We start from the raw sequence: 18,403 nt of genomic DNA on the forward strand, positions 1-18,403 counted from the left end.
TTCGTAGAGACGAAGCCTGTGAAACCTCTACAATTCTAAAAAAACACTTTTTAGCTAAGTAATCTATCGCTTGCACTACTGAAACAGGAGAACTCAAAAACAGCAACAGGAACTGCTTCACAAATGAATGAGCCCTCATTTATTTAGCTTTTTATATTCAGTTGCCTGCGGATTGTCAAGCGAATTTACTTTACCATGAAAATCATTTTCAGCCTCTGACTAAATTAAAATTTATCATACGCAGGCGTGACAATAACCTCACGGGGCTTTGCGCCATCTGCAGGACCAACGATACCATCCCGTTCCATCATCTCAATCATCCGTGCAGCCCGATTGTATCCAACTCGAAGTCGACGCTGTACCGATGAAATCGATGCCTGGCGCTGTTCAGTGACAAAATCTACAGCCTGATCGTAATATTCATCATACTCTTTATCAGCACCCTCTCCCACCGATGATTCATCATGCTCAATAGCCTGCATCATTGATTCGTCGTAAGACGAGCTGCCCTGTTTCTTCCAAAATTCCACGATATTTGCACTTTCTTCTTCGCTGATAAAAGCACCATGTACACGCCGCAGAGCTCCACCGTTTGGCAGGAAAAGCATATCTCCGTTTCCGAGCAGGAGTTCAGCGCCGCCGGAATCAAGAATAGTGCGAGAATCAATTTTAGTCGAAACCGTAAAAGAGATACGACTTGGGAAATTTGCCTTTATGAGACCGGTCAGGACGTCAACAGAAGGCCGCTGAGTGGCAATGATAACGTGCATTCCCGCTGCCCGTGCCATTTGAGCGAGACGGGCAATGGCCGTCTCCACATCCTTTGACGAGGCTGCCATCATTAGATCGGCCAGCTCGTCAACAATGATCACAATATAGGGAAGTTTCTCCTTGCTGTGGGCATTATAGGAGTCAAAATTCTTTACTTTTGCCTCCTGCAGGAGTTTGTAGCGGCGCTCCATCTCCCGCACTGCCCAGTTCAGAGCCCGGGCGGCAAGTTTTGGATCAATGACAACCGGGTGAAGGAGATGGGGAATGCCCTCATACCCCGAAAGTTCCACCATCTTCGGATCAATCATGATAAAGCGAACCTCTTCCGGCGTAGCATTGTAAAGCAACGATGCAATCGTGGTATTTATGCCTACCGACTTCCCGGATCCGGTAGCACCGGCAATCAGCAGGTGAGGCATTTTCGCAAGGTTGGCGACTACCAGATCGCCGAAAACATCAAGGCCAAGGACAATGTTGAGTTTCTTTTTTTCAGTTTTCTTTCGATAAGATTCAGAGGCCAGCAAACTGCGGATTCTGACCATCTGCCGATGCCTGTTGGGAATTTCGAGACCAAGAGCAGCTTTCCCCGGAACCGAACCTGCCACCCGTACTGATGGCGTCTTGAGGCCCAGGGCAAGGTCTGCCGCCAGCCCGGCGATTTTGTTGATTTTCACCCCCGGTGCAGGAGCATATTCATAGGTCGTTACCACCGGCCCCGGCCGAATTCCCTCTACCCGGCCTTTCACGTTGAAATTCAGCAGCTTCTGCACCAGTAACTGCGAAGTTTGCTGGTAAACATCCTCACCAATCTGGTCAGCAGACACTTCAGCTTTTGTCAGGAGAGAGAGCGGCGGCAATTCCCACTCACCCCGGGCAACAGGTTGAGCTGCAAACTTGTCATCCTCTGTCGCGGTTAAAACAGCTTTTTTATTCTCCCGGAGAACAGAAATGTCACCTGCCACTTTTTCAGTCTGAGGGCTCACCTCAATCTGAGACTTCACCTCAGTCCGAGGCTTCACCTTCGAGCTCTGGTCGATTTTTATTGGATCAACCAGGGAGACCGGAGAGACAACAGAAACCTCTCCCGCAGGCAGAACAATTTTCACAACGGGTGCAACCTCAGCCGGTCTCTCGTTTGTCTCTTTGTCTCTGGGAATGCTGCCGAGACGGCGTTTCGGTGCCCCCCCTCCCTCCAGCGCCAACATGCCAACCTGTTCCTCTGCAGCCTTAACTCCTCCGAAATGATGCGCCGCCCGCAGTTCTTCCACCTTGCTGATTGACTTTTTCAGCCCGACTCCAATCTCATGGGTTGTTTTATTGGCAAGGACTCCAATCCCATGCGTTGTTTTATTGGCAAGGACTCCAATTCCACGGGTTGTTTTATTGGCAAGGACATAAGGAGAAAAACGGATTGCCACCATCAGTGAAACAATAAAAATCAACAAAAAGATAAGCAGTGCCCCACCGTAACCAACCACCTGGTTGAGCAAGACAAAAAGAGTCTTTCCGACAAAACCTCCGGCTGTCGGGTCCGTGAGAGCATTGGCAGCTTTCTGATCCCAGGAAAAGGCTGAAAGGATGCCGCAGAAGGAGAGAACAGCACCGGACAACCCGGCAAAGACATGAGGCAAACGGTTGCAGGAAAGACGGGAAAGAAAAAACAGGACAGAGGAGATGAGGATAAGAGTCGGAAGAAAACAGGAACCCCAGCCGATAAAATTAAAAAGGCTGGCGGCCACATTTGCCCCAACTCTGCCACTCCAGTTGGCATCCGGAGAATAGACATATGAAAACAGACTGAGATAGATAAAACAGGAGAGAAATATCCCCGTCATCGCCACAACCTCCTGCCTGAATGTCGGGCGACCGTTGCCTCTGTTGACCTTCGAGGCTTTTTTCACAGGTTTACGCAGTCTTTTTCGATTTCGGGTACTTGCTTGAGCTTTTCGTGTCATTGCTTTATTTTTCTCTCATTTTTTTCAACAGAACAACAGGCCGCATCCTCCTCCCAAAAGAAGGCCCTTCAACTTTCCGAAAAGCAAAATTAACTTCTGGGAACATCGAATAACCAGTCTTTCGCCTCTCTTCTTCGTTACAGTCAAAAATTTATCCTCGGAAGTAAGCGTCAGACTCCAGGTAAGCGTCAGACTCCGTGGTCAAAATTATACCTTCGGTAAATTTTCTTCTGTACCTTGAATGTGAACGAAATACAAAGTTCTTCAAAGTGCCCTTTTTACAGAAAGAGACTTTAAGATCGAATCCAGGACGCCATTTATAAATTTTGGTGAGTCTTTACTGGCATATTTTTTCGCAATCTCAACCGCTTCATTGATAGACACCTGTCCGGGTATATCCTCTCGATACACTATCTCATAGACAGCTACCCGCATGATATTGCGGTCTGTCGCGGCAAGACGGGCCAGCCGCCAGTTTTTCGCAGATGCCTCAATTTGCTGATCAATTTCAGCAAGGCGTGGACAAATTCCAGAAAGGAGTTCTTCCGTATACTTGCGTGCTTTTTTGTTTATCTTGAACAGAGCACAAAACAGGGGAAAACGCTCCGCGAGGTCACATCCGAAACCACCGTTCCCGGCAGTAAAGTCTTCCTGATAGAGAAATTGTACAGCGGTCTCTCGTGCGATACGCCGTGTTCCTGCAGCCATAATTTGATCCCATAAATAAATAAGAGGAAGGCCTGCCGGCTGGAATGCCGACAGGCCTCATTAAACAACTTCATACCATTGCCGGATTTGCAGGATGCAGACATCAGAACACCTTGACACCCTCCCCGGCCTGAAGGGAGGGTATTCAGTTCAGAATACCCTTCAGTGTACCTTGAATAACGCAAACTGAAAACCAGCCCATTTTCTCAATCAAGACCACTGATAAGGTTTGCCATTTCGATCGCTGCGGATGCTACATCAGAACCTTTATTCCCGGCCTTGGTACCACTGCGTTCAATGGCCTGTTCAATCGTTTCTGTTGTGACCACACCGAACAAAACAGGAACGCCGGTAGCCAGGCTCACCTGGGCCAGGCCCTTGGATGTCTCATTGACTACGATATCGTAGTGCGAAGTTGCTCCACGGATGACAACTCCGAGCCCTATAATTGCATCATACTTCCGAGACTCAGCCATCTTCTTTGCCAGTAATGGTAACTCAAAAGCCCCCGGGACATGGACAACATCAATGTCATCTCCTTCCGCACCGGAGCGCATCAGTGTATCAAGAGCCCCTTCAAGCAATTTTTCCACGATGAAAGAGTTAAAACGAGATACAACGATTGCGAACTTTTTACCATCCGCTTTCAAACCGCCTTCAATAAAATTTGCCATCTCAGTCACTTTTGTATTTATGGGAACCTTGAATATGAACGAAATACAAGCTGTTTCAAGGGACCCTTATGGTATCTTGATTTGCAGAACATTTCACTTACACATCTTCAGAATATGTCCCATACGGTCTCTTTTCGTAGCAAGGTAACGTTCATTCTCCTTACCCGGTTTTATCTCTATCGGCACTCTTTCAACAACTTCAAGTCCGTATCCTTCAAGACCAATGATTTTTTTAGGATTATTGGTCAAAATTGCCATCTTCCGAACTCCAAGATCGCGCAAAATCTGTGCCCCTATCCCGTAATCTCTGAGATCCGCCTTAAAACCAAGACGATGATTCGCCTCTACGGTATCAAGCCCTTCATCCTGCAGCTTGTATGCCTTGAGCTTATTTATCAACCCGATTCCACGACCCTCCTGACGCATATAAAGAACAACTCCGCATCCTTCTTCGTCAATACGTTTCATGGCTGCATGCAACTGCTCTCCGCAGTCACAGCGGGCAGAATCAAATACGTCACCGGTAAGACATTCAGAATGCACCCGGACGAGAACGGTCTCCTGAGATTTAATATCACCCTTCACAAGGGCTATATGCTCAAGATTATCTACACTGTTACTGTAGGCAATAGCGCGAAACTCTCCGGCATGATTCGTGGGAATACGTGCCTCTGCAGCACGCTGCACGAGACGCTCTTTGTGCATGCGATACTCAATAAGATCAGCAACAGTAACAATTTTTATATCGTGCTCTTTAGAGAACTCCTCGAGATCCGGCATACGCGCCATATCTCCATCCTCTTTCATGATCTCACAGATAACGCTTGCAGGACGCATCCCGGCAAGCCGACAGAGATCCACCGAACCTTCCGTCTGACCTGTCCGCACCAGCACACCGCCATTCTTTGCCCGCAGGGGAAAGACATGGCCCGGAGAAACAATATCCCGCGGGTTGACATCCGGAGAACTTGCGACTTTAATAGTTTTTGCCCGATCTGCGGCAGAAATTCCTGTAGTCACACCATCTTTTGCCTCAATTGAGACAGTAAAACCAGTGCCGAAGCGACAGGTATTTTCAGCGACCATCATCGGGAGTTTAAGCCCATCAATAAGCTCACCGCTCATCGGCAGGCAGATCAGGCCACGTCCATAACGGGCCATGAAATTGATTGCCTCCGGGGTCACAGCCTCGGCGGCCATCGTCAGGTCGCCTTCATTTTCTCTGTCTTCATCATCAACCAGAATGATCATCTTTCCGGCCCTGATATCTTCAATTGCCTCTTCAATAGAACTGACAGCCATAAACTTGCCTCATTATTTTTTGTTACACAGCAACAGACAACGTTTCTTCATACCGTTTTTTTACAGGAACCTTATATGAATCCGTTCTCTGCCAGGAAAGTGCCGTTCAGTCCACTTGTCTGCAAACTGTCGTCTCCTTTCGGCAACAGTAATTTTTCTACATATTTGCCAATAAGATCAACTTCGATATTCACCCTGCTCCCCGCTTTCATTCGCCCGAGGGCAGTCAATTTCAAGGTATGCGGAATAATAGAGACGGAGAATCCATTTGCATCACAACTGTTCACCGTCAAGCTGATACCATCAATTGCCACAGATCCTTTTTCAATGATATAACGAGTCTGCTCAACCGGGACAATGAAATGGAAGACGGTATAGTCTCCCTCCCGTTGAATAGAGCTCACAGTGGCAGTACAGTCAATATGTCCGGACACGAGATGTCCGCCAAGTCGATCGGCAAGACGCAGGGCCCGCTCCAGATTGAGCCGCTGTCCCGGCATAAATTTGCCAAGGGTTGTCCGGGAAAGAGTCTCGGGAGAGACATCGGCACAAAAGCAACGCCCTTTGATATCGTATGCCGTCAGACAAACCCCATTCACAGCAATAGATTCGCCCTCTTCAGGTTTATCCAGATCAAATCCGGCTTCCACCTCAAAAGCAACGCCGCCGCCCACCTTTCGCCGCCCTGTAAGGCGTCCTTCTCCTGCTATAATTCCAGTAAACACGGAAGACCTCGACGGTTCAGACTAGGACAGTACCTTTTCGGCTTTTTCTTCAAACCTTTTGGAGTATCCCTTGTGTTTAAAATTACTGTGGATGGATGCAATGACACGATAGGTATCCGCAGCCTCCTCCTTCTCCCCCGCCAGCAGATGAATATCCGCGATACGTTCCATAATTACCACAACTCCCTGGACGTTGCGATTATCTTCATGAAAATCCAGGATAGTAAAACTATCCTCCAGCGCTTTGCTGTAATTTTCCAGTCCGAGCCAGGCATCGATGCGTTTATCAAGGACAGCAATAAGACTCATGCGGTCGCCAGCCTCATCACAGATGTCCCGTACCCGCTGATAATGTTTCAGCGCGCCCTCATAATCCTTTTTCTCAAGACACAGGTGTCCGAGCTGATTTGAGGCATTGGCGATACCACTCTTGTTCTCTTTCTCCTCAAAGGAAAGCAGCGCATTATGCAGTGCAGCCGCAGCCTGACCAAAATTCCCGTTCTCAAGCAAACGTTTCCCTTCCTCATATTCCTTCTGTTCCGGAGTATTCGGGGGAGTTTTGTTTTCAACGAAATTCGGCATCTTTTTTATATTACTCAGGGGTTGAATAGTCCCACTCATTTATCTAATCCTCCACGTATTTTCTGAATTGCGTTTTGTGCTTCCACAGCGACAGTAGACGTAATCATCTTTCCCTCGCGACAGAAGACAAAAGTTTCTTTATCCTCACTGCACTCCATGAGCTGCATGGTTGCTTCACTCGCCTTGAGGTTCCCGAGCAGGCGGGCCATCTGGCCCCGAATCTGCACATCCGGATGTTTAAGGAAATGAAATACCGTGAAAAAAGGCGTGTCGCGCACGAGGTCAGGCCGCATTTCGGCTACTTCGCACAGTGCCCAGACAGCCTGATTGCGGGTTGAATCCTCAGTAACATAGTTGAGCAGGTAGCGGGTAAAAGGACCAAAGATATCAGGTCGTTTCGAAATGATGAAGCCTATAGTCTCCAACATACCCCATGGAGTTGCAGCAGAGTCCGAACATGACTCAAACAAACGGTGAAGGAATGTGGAAACACTGCCCGGATCCCTCGTTGAAACCCGGGCACAAACACAGCCGATCATCCACGCCGTATGCCACCGATTATTTTCATCCGCATCATAAAGCAGGCGCTGCATCAGGCGAAGCGTTTTTTTATCATCAAAGCAAAGAGCAACAAGAGTATCCTCATCTTCAGCTTCAACCAGCTCTTTCACCTCACGTTTATTTGTCTTCCGGCGAACATGTCCTTTTTCAACGGCCGGCTCCATTTCCGGAAGATGCTGTTTGGGGGAATCCCCGGCTGCAGTACTTAGAGTTGCCTCTTTTTTACCCTTCACACTTTCAACGATTTCCTGAATCTCAGTATGCAGACGAATAAAATAGAGGACACCTTTTGCCGCGTGGCCTTCAACATTCCCTTTGGCGAAGACTTCATGCCGGGGCTGATCATAATTCTCAATACGTCCAGTGAGATAATCATCCTCCGGCATCAACTCCCACGCCAGATCGGAATTGTTTCCGCAGGCGTAAAGAAGAGTCTCAACAATTGCAGCCCCAACGTTGTGACCGGTAACATCACAACTGTAGACAGCACCACATTGACAACGTCCCACAGGAAACTCAGTCATTCTGCGTTCCGGAGCATCGGTTGGTCTGCCGACATCGGATCCGCAAAATGGGCACCAGGGGCGTACGGTTTCGTGCTTATTAGCCATAAGAAGAAAACTGCCCTATATGTTTATGGGAGCATCAAAGAACCAGTTTTTCGCCCATCTTCTTCGCTGCAGTCAAAAATTTACCCTCGGAGGGAAACGCCAGACTCCGATATCAAAGTTACAGGCGGGTAAATTTCCTTCTGCACTTCGCAATATGAACGAAATACAAGGTTCTTCAAGGTACCCTTTTATTGTTTGGGAACCTTGAAGAACCACTCTTTCGCCCATCTTCTGCGGTACAAAAAAAAATTTATCCTCCGACAAAGCGAGGAACGAGACGTCGAGATATCAATAACACCGGTGATGAACAGTAAGCCGGTAGAAGAACCTTCACGAAATTCTTTTCAAAAAAACACGAAAATAATTTCCAAGGTACTCATATCCCTGCGGTAAATTTCCTTCTGTGCCTCGAACATGAACGAATGCAGACTGTTTCAAGGGCCCCTTATGTTTATGCTTTTTTGCTGATATTATGAAATTTTTTCTTCAAGTTTCTCGACAAAATTCGGATCAACCGAATACCCAAGATCCTTTGCCTTAAGCATGTGATTTTTTGAATCTTCATACTTTTCAACAAAGTACAGTGCTACAGCAAGATTGTTATGTCCAAGGGGGGAATCCGGTTCCAGGTTAAGAGCCTTGCGGGCCGCCTCTACTGCACGCTCATCTTCACCCTTCATCGTAAGAATGGAGGTAAGATTGATCCATGTGCTGGCCAGTTTTGGGTTAAATTGAACAGCCTTGTTATAGGCTTCGAGGGCTTTCTCCAGCTCATTGCGCTGTTGCCAGATAAGGCCAAGGTTGGCGTGAGCCTGAGCATTTTCAGGTTGAATCCCCACAGCCTGCTCATTCAGTTTCTGTGCTTTGTCAATCTCCCCCATACCGAAATAAATGGCCCCAAGGTTAATCATTGCCTCCGTACACAGATCATCAATTTCTATAGTACGCTTCAAAGCAGTAACAGCCTCTTCCATCCGCCCGGCCTTCATATAAACCAGTCCAAGATGCTGAAATGCCATCACATTATCGGGGTGTTCCTTGCACTTTTTTTCAAGTTCCGCGATTACTGCCACCAGGTCTTCTTTCAACTCATCTGTCATAACATTCCTTATAGGTTACCCCTGCGACCTGAGGTCATTCAGGATTTTTCCAAAGAAAACCGACACAAAAAGAATCGGCAAAGAGGGTTTTACTATAGACATAACTCACAGAGTTGCAACATGAAATCCCTGCAGGTTTCAGGCCCTGCAGGCGAGGATACGTTTTGCCTCCTTTACATCTGCACTAATTTGCGTGCGCAGGGCATCAATTGACTCAAAACGAACCTCCCCCCGCAGGTACTCTAACAGGCTGATAATGATCTCTTCTCCGTAGATATCATCCTTAAAATCAAAGATAAAAGTCTCAGCGACAAGCAGGCCTTCTCTAAACGTTGGATTCCGACCGATATTCGCCACTCCGCCATACTCCCTGCCGCGCAACAGTACCCGACAGGCATATACACCGTAGCGAGGAACCAGTTCCTCGCCGCTGAACTGGAGGTTGGCCGTTGGAAACCCAATCTCCGCCCCGCCGCGATTCTGCCCTCTCTGTACCTTTCCCCTTATCTGCCAGGGTCTGCCGAGCAATTCTCTGGTGAGATCAATACGCCCATCGGCGACCAGTTCCCGGATACGCGTGGAACTCACAGGTTGTCCATAGAGTTGAAACGGAGGAACAACATTCACTGCAAATCCATACTGTTTTCCCTGCTCCCGCAGAAAATTGATATCGCCGGATCGCCCCCTCCCAAAGGCGTAGTCATAACCGACCACCAGCTCTTTCACCCCGAGTTTGTCAACGAGTATTTTCTGAACAAACTCATCTGCTCCGGTAGCTGCAAACTCTCGTGTAAAGGGAATGAGAATAAGAATTTCAATCCCGGTACCTTCAATCAGTTCAATCTTTCGCTGCATCGTCGAAATCCGCTTTACTCCGTCCGGACGCAAGACCTCCAGAGGATGCGGGTCAAAGGTTATGGCAATACTGGTCCCACCGCAGCGGGCGGCCAGTTCGATTACACGTGAAAAAAGCTTGCGGTGCCCGAGATGAACACCATCGAAGTTGCCTATGGTTACACAGGCACAGTGAATATTATGAGGTATCTCATTGAGACTGCGAATTATCTGCATGCAGTAAATTCCTTTTTCTGCTTTTTAATCTGGTTATCACAATTTAGTATCAAGAAACTCTTGACAAGGGCCGACATTTTTAGCATATTGTCAGCTCGTTGCCGAAGTGGCGGAATTGGTAGACGCGCCAGGTTCAGGGTCTGGTGGGGGTATCCTCATGGAAGTTCGAGTCTTCTCTTCGGCACCAAAAAATAATCAAGGCTTTATCTCCTGTACGCAGTGAGATAAAGCCTTTTTTGTTTTCTTTTTTTGTAGTTTGACTCATCGTGCTCTCCTCGCAGACTCTTTCCTTGTTCCAGCTGTCAGAATGTCCCAAATAATGGCCGAATACCTTAACATCATCACCAGTTAAAAAGCAATTCCCACACCGGGAAGAGAGAAGAATAACTTCAGGGAACCTCTGCGGCACTTCGCCTTGCGCTTCTCTTTTCCGCTGCTGCGCCACAGGCAACCAGCCCGTCCTCTTTTTACCCGTTTTCAATGAAGTGTCCATCTGGTATATTTTTCTGTGAATTGACGAGATTTCCTGCCTGAACTCAGGTGCATTGTCAGTGGTTAAATGCACTCTCCAGACTCTGTAAACGCTTCCAACAAAATGAGAAAACCAAAGACCATGGAACGATATTTTTTCATCATCATCGCCGGTGTTATCGGCGGGATGCTCGCTAACAGGTTCCACATCCCCGGTGGTGCCGTGGTTGGTGCCATGCTCTGTTCCGGAATGACATCCCTGCTCTTTTCAGGCGTCGGGATTTCACCACGAGTCGGTCTGGCCGTACAGATCATGCTCGGGGTATTTCTCGGAATGACCTTCGACCGCTCCTTTTTTACCGTGGCAGCCAAAGCTCTGCCCCTGGCCATCCTCAGTACCCTCTGCCTGCTCGGCATTTCGATAACGATGGCGTGGCTGGCAAGCAGGCTGGGGATTATCGATTTCAGCACAGCTCTCTTTGGCTTTTCTCCCGGCGGCATGTCCGGCATGGCAGTCCTCGCCCAGACCGAAGGCCACAACGCGGCGCTGGTCGCCTTCCTCCACATGTTCCGTGTGTTTACCCTCTTTCTGGTGGTACCATTGCTGGCGAAGATTTTTATGCACTGGCGAATGTAATTCCCCGCCAGCCCATATCATAAAAAAGGCCGGCCTTCATGTAGAAGGCCAGCCGGAAAAAGCTTCAGGGCAGCTGGAATAACCAGTCATACCAGTCACATTTTTTATTGATCAGAGAACACGACTGCGTACACATCTTTTTTTAATTTTTTTTGCCTTTATTCGCATGTTTAGAGCTTTCCTTTGGCAAAAAGTTTTTCGCTGTTCCGTCTTTTGCTTTTCCCTGTCTCCCGTCTCCTGTCTCCTGTCTCCCTTTTCCCATCCCTGCCTTTGAATCTACCAATACAAAATGTAAATGGTATTATTCCAGTCCCATCTTCTGCCGATACTCGGCAGGCGTTGGGATTTTACCAAGGAGTGCTGTCACCGCTGCCACTTCAGAAGAGGCCAGATACACTCTGTTGCCATCCCCCAGACGGTTGTTAAAGTTCCTCGTAGAAGTAGAGACAACAGTAGAATCCGGCCGGACCCGAGCCTGATTTCCCATACAGAGACTGCATCCAGGGGTCTCTATCCGTGCCCCTGATCCGACAAAGAGAGCAAAGCCTCCATCTTCTCTGATGGTATCACGATCCATTCTTGTTGAGGGAGCAATCCACAGTCCGGTTTTCGCATAGCCTCCATCCCGTTTTAAAATGTCCTCTGCGGCCTGAAGATGTTTCAGAAAGGTCATGCAGGAGCCAATGAAGACCTCATCCACCCTGTCTCCGGCAACCGCACTGAGCAAACGAACATCATCGGGATCATTGGGACAGGCAAGAAGCGGTTCGGTCACCCTGCTCATATCCACATCCAGCGTAGCGAGATATTCGGCATGATCATCCGCCTCAAGCAGTCGCGGAGACTCCAGCCATTTCTCCAGTCTTTTTATCCGCCGGCGTATCGCCTCCGCAGATTGATAACCATCTGCAAGCAGAGACTGCAGAAAGGCAATATTCTCTTTCAAGCGTTCGACAACAGCATGAAGAGATAATTTCAAGGTGGCGGCGGCCGCACTCCTCTCTGCAGAAGAGTTGCTCAGTTCAAAGGCATCAGCGACGGTAAAATCTTCCACCCCTTCCACCTCCATAATCGCTCCGGAAAAAACATTTTTTTTCGCTTTTCCCCCAACGGTGAGAAGCCCCTGCTCCCGGGCAAAGAAGGGAATGGCATTGACCATATCCCGAATGGTGATTCCCGGTGCCCTCCTTCCCGAGAAGCGTACCCGCACGGATTCCGGCATCTCAAGAGGCATGAATCCGAGAGCAGCTGCAAAGGCAACCAGTCCCGATCCCGCCGGGAAAGACAATCCCATGGGAAACCGCGTATGGGAATCGGCCCCTGTTCCCACCGTATCCGGTACAATCATCCGATTGATCAAACTGTGGATAACACCATCGCCAGGTTGAAAGGTCACACCGCCCCATGCAACCGTCATCTCCTGTAGAAATTTCCAGCGTCCAAAATCAGACTCTTTCGGATAAGCCGCAGTGTGACAGAAACTCTGCATGAAAAGATCTGTCTTAAATTCCAGACAGGCAAGTTCTGAAATTTCCTGCATATTCATGGGACCCGTTGAGTCCTGCGAGCCCACCGTCGTCATCTCAGGTTCACAAACAGTACCCGGTAAGACGCCTTCCACGCCGCAGGCGCGACCAACAATTTTCTGTGCCTGAGTATATCCCTGACCAGGTCTGGCAACAGGCTTTTCCGGTTCCGAAAAAATTGCTGGAAATTCGCAGCCAAGATACGCGCAGGCCTTTTTCGTTAACTGGCACCCGATGGTCAAATTCAACCGGCCTCTGGCACGGTACTCATCAATGACCGTGGAAGGTCCGGGATGAAGTTCAATCTTCTCCCCATCTTTTTTGCGCAGAGTCCAGTCCGGAAAATTGAGAATCAATTCGTCCCCGGACGAAATTTTAGAGGTATCACATTCCAGGACAAGCGTTCCTGAATCCCTTGCCGTGGCATAAAAGATAGGGGCAATAATGTTCCCCATGACAATGCCGCCAGCCCGCTTGCCGGGAACATTGGGGATATCCTCACCGATCAGCCAGACAAGGGAGTTCAAAGCCGATTTCCTTGACGATCCGGTTCCCATGACATCACCGGCAAAGGCGACCAGCTGTCCCTGTTCCTGAATGGACCGCAGTTCCCCCTGTACTTCGGGAAAACGCTTCGCACAAAAACTCTGCGCATGCAGGGGAATATCCGCCCGGGACTGCACTTCACTTCCGGGGGACATATCATCGGTGTTTATCTCTCCATTAATTTTACACACGGTAAAACGCATCTCTTCCTCAAGCACCATGGCCGAGGTAAACCATTCCGCTGCGGCCCACGATTGCAGGATTTCTTTTGCAACTCCGGCCGGAACACCCTCTTTTTCAGAGAGAGCGCGTATACGATCAAACGCTTCGTAGATCAAAATGCAGTGCTTCAGAGCTTCACCGCACAGCGTGGGAAGAATCGATTTTTCCAGCAGATTAAGAAGGACACCGACGTTATAGCCACCACCCATCAGGGCCAGCATCTCCACTGCTTTTTCAGGAGCAGCAGCCGTGCAGGCAGACTCACCGAGAGCCACTTTCTCAAGCCATGCCGCCTTGACTTTCGCCGAGGCGCTCACCCCCGGCTCTATCTGACCGGCAATCAACTGCAGCAACTCCTCACTGCTTTTATCATTCGCCTCAAGAAGCTGGATAAAAGCACCAGTCTCTTCCACCGTCAAAGGAAGCGGAGGCAGATTCTTCTGCTCTCTTTTCATCGCATTTTTTTTATATTTTTCCAGCATCATGATTCTCCTGTAAAAAAAAGCCGCCTTTTCTCTTGTATAAAGAGCACAAAGGCGGCACCGGGCAGTATGTGTTTATTTTCTGTTCGCCTGTTCCTGATTGTGGCGGACAAGAGCCACATAACGATAGATTGCGTGGACAAATTTGCCACAGGGCAGAGTCAAAAAGAAAGCGAAAACCACCCCGAGATGGAGAATGAGCAATGAACCCATCAACGGTGTATCACGGACAAAGAGCAGCGCGAGACCGGTGATATTGACCAGCAGCAGGAGGATGATAAAGCCATAATCCATCACCATGCCTTCTGCTGCCAGCGGACGCTGATCTTGATTCGTCTTCAGATAAATCATGCCGATAAGCCCGATAATTATTGCTGTCCCGCCGAGGGTCCCGAGAATCACCGGAAGGCTGTACCAGGAGTATGGCGCAGGCATGCCCAGCACGTGATCCATGACTGCGGCAATGGTTGTCGAGGCAAGGCAGGAGAAAAAACCATAGAAAATAAGATGATGCATGTATCTTCGTGACATGCTGAACTTCTCATCGGGATAGTTACAGCCGTAACTGCCGCCTTCAAGATACTTCAACCGCAGGACATCCATAAGTGCACCCTTGTTGCCGGAGCCACTGAAGAATTTTTCGTTTGTCGGATTGATAGTCTTCCAGAACTTCCAGATTCCACCAATAAACGCAATCAGCGCCCACAGAGCAACAATGGAAAAGGAAATCAAGAGCTCATGCTCAGGAATAATAGTGTAGAAAGAACCGTCTCCGGTCCATGTTCCCAAAATATTTTCGACACCATTTTCTTTCATTCGGGCAAAAAGATAAACCCCAAGAACAGAAAACAGGGTTGCCAGAAAAATGGTCAGCCCGTTCCTCTTGAACAGAGGTGCGAGAAATCCAGGCCAGACAAATTCGCGGTAGGTTTCCCCTCTCAGATTGGCCATGGCCTGCGGGAAGTTCAGATTGTATTCATGGGGAGGTGCAAACTGACAGGCATAGTAGCAGTCCCTGCAGTTATGACAGAGGTTGGAGAGATATTTCAAATCCCCGTCGGTAAACGTCCGGCGCAGTTCCATAGCCGGGAAAACGGCACAGAACCCCTCGCAGTAACGACAGGAGTTGCAGATGGTCATCACCCGACCGGCCTCTTGTAAAGCTTCAGAACGTTCTTTTTCAGACATTGGCTGCCTCCTTTCCTGCGACACATCCGAAGACCGTGCCGATGGTCATCCCAAATCCGGCCATATATCCCTGACCGAGTACATTTCCTGACACCAGTTCCCCCGCAGCAAAGATATTCTCAGCAGGTTTATCCCCGGCCATGATGACCTGAGCCCTGGTATTAATCTTCAAGCTGAGATAGGTGAAGGTTATGCCCGGTCTCAGCGGATAGGCGTAGAAAGGAGCTTTGTCGATGGGCCGTGCCCAGTGGGTCTTTGGCGGTTCAAGCCCCTGCGTGGAAAGCGGGTCACTTATATCTCCGGGTTTAAACTGACTCAGATCACCACCCGCAGTCCTGTTAAAGTTATCCACGGTCTCTTTTACTTTTATCGGATCAAGTTCCAGTTTTGCAGCAAGCTCTTCAATGGTTCCAGCCTCAACAGGCGGAAAAACCGACGGCATAAAAAGGTCAATGGATTTGGCGTCAATAATACAGTAGGCAACCTGTTCAGGCTGCTGTCCTACGAGACGTCCCCAGATTGCATAGCGTTTTGGCCAGATCTCTTCTCCCTCGTCGTAGAACCGTTCGCAGTTTTTATTGAGCACAATTCCAAACGAGACACAATCGAGGCGGGTGACAATTCCGCCATCGTATTTTGGAGAGCGGCCATCAATGGCCACCATGTGTCCCTGGGTGGGATCACCGATGGTGACAGCCCCTTTGTTCTGCATCAGGCGGAGTACGGTCCCCTTATCAAACGGGGTCCCCCGAACGAGGAAGTTGCGGGCCTCCGGTCCCCAGGCCTCTTCAAGCCAGTCAAGATTTGCCTGGAAACCTCCACAGGCAAGAACTACGGTTTTGGCGACGATCTTTTTTTTCTCCCCTTTATGAACCACGGTGGCCGATGTAAAGACCCCGTCTTCAATCTCCAGATCTACCACTTCTGTTTCGTAACTCACAGCAACACCAAGCTTCGCCGCAGTGCGGTAATATCCGTTTATCAGAGCCTTGCCGCCTCCGAGGAAAAAACCATTGGTGCGGGCAAGACTGAGTGTTCCTTTCATCGCCGGCTGAAACATGCAGCCGTGGGCCATCATCCAGTCGCCGATATCGTTTGACTGCTGAACGGTAAAGCGGGCCAGCTCCTCGTTGGTATTCCCTTTTGTTACCTGAAGGAGATCGTTATAAAACTCTTCTTCCGGATAGGGGCCGGTAAGAAAACGGTTGCCCTGTCCGTGCATGTAACGAAGATTTCTCGTATGTCGGGAGTTTCCACCACGGACATCTTTGGGAGACGCTTCAAGTACCAGCACCGAGCCCGCCCCGTTTTCCTTCGCCGACATGGCTGCGCAAAGAGCGGCATTCCCGCCGCCAATTACCAGAACATCCCATGTCCTTTCCAGATCCGGCTTGTTTTTTTTGGTCATAACATTCTCCTGTTTCAGGATTAATTTTGTGAAAGAGCCTGATAAAATTGTTTCAAGAAGCTTATTTCACGAAATGTGCCAGACGGATGCTCAGTGAAGGAAAAACAGCCCTCTTCCCTTCTGTGCTTTTTCTCCACGGTGTGTATTTCTCCCTGGGAGAGAACAGTAGACTGCTGTTAATTCCACTGTTTCAAAGAGATAAAAAGGCAGGAATAAAGGCGCGCCTGCTCATACGGAATGGAAACGAGAAAGACCAGTCGACGAAAAAAGAAACTTCCGTTACAACGTTCTGTTACAACATGGAACATTCTGTCCACAAGGAGATGAAACGTTTCCTTTCAGAAAGAGAAGAATGAGGGGTACCTCGAAACAGCCTGCATTCCTTCATATTCGAGGCACAGGAGGAAATTTACCGCAGGTATATTAGTACCTTAGAAATTATTTTCGTGTTTTTTGAAAAGAATTTTATGGAGGGTCTTCTACCGGCGAAACCTTCATCACCAGTCTTCGGTATATATTTTGCACAACATTTTATGGTATAAAACAGGTAAAGGTCCGCAGAGTGCCGACCGAAAAGCTTTATTTCACTGAGAATTTTAAGGAAAACTTCATGAGCAAAATCAAAGTAAATACTCCCGTTGTTGAATTGGATGGAGATGAAATGACCCGTATTATCTGGGATTTCATCAAACAGAAACTCATTCTCCCCTACCTCGATATTGATCTGAAATATTATGATCTCGGGATTGAAAACCGCGACAGGACCAGTGATCAGGTAACCGTTGATGCGGCAGAGGCCATAAAGAAGTATGGCGTTGGCGTGAAATGTGCGACGATTACTCCGGACGAAGGCCGGGTAAGAGAGTTTGATCTGAAAAAAATGTGGAAATCTCCCAACGGAACGCTCCGCAATATTATCGGGGGGACCATTTTCCGCCAGCCCATCATCTGCAAGAATGTTCCGCGACTGGTCCCGGGATGGGAAAAACCCATAGTCATTGGGCGTCACGCCTTTGGCGATCAATACAAAGCCACCGATTTTCTGGTCCCCGGTGCAGGGGAACTGACCATGCGTTTTGTTCCGGAAAATGGTGGGGAAGTTATCGAAAAGAAAGTTTTTCAGTTTGAGGAAAGCGGTGTCGCCATGGGAATGTATAACCTTGACGCCTCCATCCGCGGCTTTGCCAGATCCTGCATGAACTACGCCCTTGACCTCGGCTGGCCGCTCTATCTCTCCACCAAAAACACCATCCTCAAAAAATATGACGGCCGGTTTAAAGATCTTTTTGAGGAGGTGTTTACTGAGGAATTTGCCGATAAATTCAAGGCAAAAAATATGACCTATGAGCACCGCCTTATTGATGACATGGTTGCTTCCGCCCTCAAATGGCATGGTGGTTTTGTCTGGGCCTGTAAAAACTATGATGGTGATGTCCAGTCCGACATCGTTGCCCAGGGATTTGGCTCCCTCGGTCTCATGACATCTGTTCTTTTGACCGAGGATGGCAAAACAGTAGAAGCAGAAGCGGCTCACGGCACGGTAACCCGTCACTTCCGTGAACATCAGAAGGGGAATAAAACATCGACAAACCCCATTGCCTCTATCTTTGCATGGACCAAAGCTCTCAGCTACAGGGGCAGGTTTGACAAGACCCCTGAAGTTGTCAAATTTGCGGAAAAGCTGGAGAAAGTATGTGTTGAAACCGTCGAATCCGGTTTTATGACCAAGGATCTGGCACTGCTCATTGAAGGAGAGCAAAAATGGCTCACCACTGAAGAGTTTCTTGAGAAACTCGCGGAGAATATGGAAAAAGCAATGTAAGAACAGCGTACTCTCCCTCTTCTTCCACGATGGCCTGCATT

14 protein-coding genes and 1 tRNA gene are annotated in these 18,403 nt (G+C 48.7%); 3 read left to right on the plus strand and 12 right to left on the minus strand.

The window, feature by feature from the left end; genetic code table 11:
• Positions 1–224: 224 nt before the first annotated feature.
• From JWG39_RS03445 to JWG39_RS03485, 9 genes are all read right to left on the minus strand, one after another.
• Entirely contained in the window at positions 225–2,726 is a 2,502-nt protein-coding gene (locus JWG39_RS03445) for a DNA translocase FtsK (protein WP_240191961.1), read from the minus strand.
• Between the two features lie 264 nt (positions 2,727–2,990).
• On the minus strand, positions 2,991–3,434 hold the full coding sequence (gene nusB / locus JWG39_RS03450) for a transcription antitermination factor NusB (protein ID WP_205217961.1): 444 nt from the start codon (positions 3,432–3,434) through the stop codon (positions 2,991–2,993).
• A 206-nt stretch (positions 3,435–3,640) separates the two neighbouring features.
• The gene (gene ribH, locus JWG39_RS03455; RefSeq protein ID WP_205217962.1) at positions 3,641–4,108 is read right to left on the minus strand and encodes a 6,7-dimethyl-8-ribityllumazine synthase; all 468 of its coding nucleotides are present in this window, start codon (positions 4,106–4,108) and stop codon (positions 3,641–3,643) included.
• Positions 4,109–4,201: 93 nt separating this feature from the next.
• Positions 4,202–5,410: a bifunctional 3,4-dihydroxy-2-butanone-4-phosphate synthase/GTP cyclohydrolase II gene (locus JWG39_RS03460; RefSeq protein ID WP_205217963.1), complete on the minus strand. Its 1,209-nt coding sequence runs from the start codon at positions 5,408–5,410 to the stop codon at positions 4,202–4,204.
• Between the two features lie 71 nt (positions 5,411–5,481).
• Complete coding sequence (locus JWG39_RS03465) at positions 5,482–6,135, minus strand: riboflavin synthase (RefSeq protein WP_205217964.1); 654 nt, start codon at positions 6,133–6,135, stop codon at positions 5,482–5,484.
• A gap of 21 nt (positions 6,136–6,156) precedes the next feature.
• Positions 6,157–6,756 (minus strand): tetratricopeptide repeat protein, encoded by a 600-nt coding sequence (locus tag JWG39_RS03470; RefSeq protein WP_205217965.1) that lies wholly within the window; start codon positions 6,754–6,756, stop codon positions 6,157–6,159.
• Positions 6,753–7,802: a DVU0298 family protein gene (locus tag JWG39_RS03475; RefSeq protein ID WP_205217966.1), complete on the minus strand. Its 1,050-nt coding sequence runs from the start codon at positions 7,800–7,802 to the stop codon at positions 6,753–6,755. Before JWG39_RS03475 ends, JWG39_RS03470 begins: the two co-directional genes overlap by 4 nt.
• A 557-nt stretch (positions 7,803–8,359) precedes the next feature.
• The gene (locus tag JWG39_RS03480; RefSeq protein WP_205217967.1) at positions 8,360–8,989 is read right to left on the minus strand and encodes a tetratricopeptide repeat protein; all 630 of its coding nucleotides are present in this window, start codon (positions 8,987–8,989) and stop codon (positions 8,360–8,362) included.
• Between the two features lie 138 nt (positions 8,990–9,127).
• Positions 9,128–10,060, minus strand: coding sequence for a bifunctional riboflavin kinase/FAD synthetase (locus tag JWG39_RS03485; RefSeq protein ID WP_205217968.1), 933 nt, complete (start codon positions 10,058–10,060; stop codon positions 9,128–9,130).
• Positions 10,061–10,160: 100 nt separating this feature from the next.
• On the opposite strand from JWG39_RS03485, the gene JWG39_RS03490 reads away from it, so the two are divergent.
• Both JWG39_RS03490 and JWG39_RS03495 read left to right on the plus strand, forming a co-directional pair.
• Positions 10,161–10,247: transfer RNA gene (locus JWG39_RS03490), tRNA-Leu, on the plus strand.
• Between the two features lie 408 nt (positions 10,248–10,655).
• The gene (locus tag JWG39_RS03495; RefSeq protein ID WP_205217969.1) at positions 10,656–11,168 is read left to right on the plus strand and encodes an AbrB family transcriptional regulator; all 513 of its coding nucleotides are present in this window, start codon (positions 10,656–10,658) and stop codon (positions 11,166–11,168) included.
• A 301-nt stretch (positions 11,169–11,469) separates the two neighbouring features.
• Here the strand turns inward: JWG39_RS03495 and JWG39_RS03500 are convergent, their stop codons facing one another.
• The 3 genes from JWG39_RS03500 to tcuA form a co-directional block, all read right to left on the minus strand.
• Positions 11,470–13,947 carry a bifunctional aconitate hydratase 2/2-methylisocitrate dehydratase gene (locus JWG39_RS03500; RefSeq protein WP_240191963.1) on the minus strand — a complete coding sequence of 826 codons (2,478 nt, stop codon included), beginning with the start codon at positions 13,945–13,947 and terminating at the stop codon, positions 11,470–11,472.
• 72 nt (positions 13,948–14,019) lie between these two features.
• Positions 14,020–15,132 (minus strand): tricarballylate utilization 4Fe-4S protein TcuB, encoded by a 1,113-nt coding sequence (gene tcuB / locus JWG39_RS03505; protein WP_205217970.1) that lies wholly within the window; start codon positions 15,130–15,132, stop codon positions 14,020–14,022.
• Complete coding sequence (gene tcuA / locus JWG39_RS03510) at positions 15,125–16,540, minus strand: FAD-dependent tricarballylate dehydrogenase TcuA (protein ID WP_205217971.1); 1,416 nt, start codon at positions 16,538–16,540, stop codon at positions 15,125–15,127. Before tcuA ends, tcuB begins: the two co-directional genes overlap by 8 nt.
• Positions 16,541–17,150: 610 nt before the next feature.
• Here tcuA and JWG39_RS03515 point away from each other — a divergent pair.
• A complete protein-coding gene (locus JWG39_RS03515) occupies positions 17,151–18,362 on the plus strand; it encodes an NADP-dependent isocitrate dehydrogenase (protein WP_205217972.1) in 1,212 nt (403 codons plus the stop codon).
• Positions 18,363–18,403: the final 41 nt, after the last annotated feature.

It is taken from the genome of Desulforhopalus vacuolatus, assembly GCF_016918505.1.
Taxonomy (GTDB): domain Bacteria; phylum Desulfobacterota; class Desulfobulbia; order Desulfobulbales; family Desulfocapsaceae; genus Desulforhopalus; species Desulforhopalus vacuolatus.

Excerpts from the sequence above, each read along its gene's own strand:
- JWG39_RS03475 (WP_205217966.1), bottom strand. The coding sequence starts at position 7,802 with ATGACTGAGTTTCCTGTGGGACGTTGTCAATGTGGTGCTGTCTACAGT.
- JWG39_RS03460 (WP_205217963.1), bottom strand. The coding sequence starts at position 5,410 with ATGGCTGTCAGTTCTATTGAAGAGGCAATTGAAGATATCAGGGCCGGA.
- JWG39_RS03515 (WP_205217972.1), top strand. The coding sequence starts at position 17,151 with ATGAGCAAAATCAAAGTAAATACTCCCGTTGTTGAATTGGATGGAGAT.
- nusB (WP_205217961.1), bottom strand. The coding sequence starts at position 3,434 with ATGGCTGCAGGAACACGGCGTATCGCACGAGAGACCGCTGTACAATTT.
- JWG39_RS03495 (WP_205217969.1), top strand. The coding sequence starts at position 10,656 with ATGAGAAAACCAAAGACCATGGAACGATATTTTTTCATCATCATCGCC.
- JWG39_RS03485 (WP_205217968.1), bottom strand. The coding sequence starts at position 10,060 with ATGCAGATAATTCGCAGTCTCAATGAGATACCTCATAATATTCACTGT.
- JWG39_RS03470 (WP_205217965.1), bottom strand. The coding sequence starts at position 6,756 with ATGAGTGGGACTATTCAACCCCTGAGTAATATAAAAAAGATGCCGAAT.
- ribH (WP_205217962.1), bottom strand. The coding sequence starts at position 4,108 with ATGGCAAATTTTATTGAAGGCGGTTTGAAAGCGGATGGTAAAAAGTTC.
- JWG39_RS03500 (WP_240191963.1), bottom strand. The coding sequence starts at position 13,947 with ATGATGCTGGAAAAATATAAAAAAAATGCGATGAAAAGAGAGCAGAAG.
- JWG39_RS03445 (WP_240191961.1), bottom strand. The coding sequence starts at position 2,726 with ATGACACGAAAAGCTCAAGCAAGTACCCGAAATCGAAAAAGACTGCGT.
- tcuA (WP_205217971.1), bottom strand. The coding sequence starts at position 16,540 with ATGACCAAAAAAAACAAGCCGGATCTGGAAAGGACATGGGATGTTCTG.
- JWG39_RS03480 (WP_205217967.1), bottom strand. The coding sequence starts at position 8,989 with ATGACAGATGAGTTGAAAGAAGACCTGGTGGCAGTAATCGCGGAACTT.
- tcuB (WP_205217970.1), bottom strand. The coding sequence starts at position 15,132 with ATGTCTGAAAAAGAACGTTCTGAAGCTTTACAAGAGGCCGGTCGGGTG.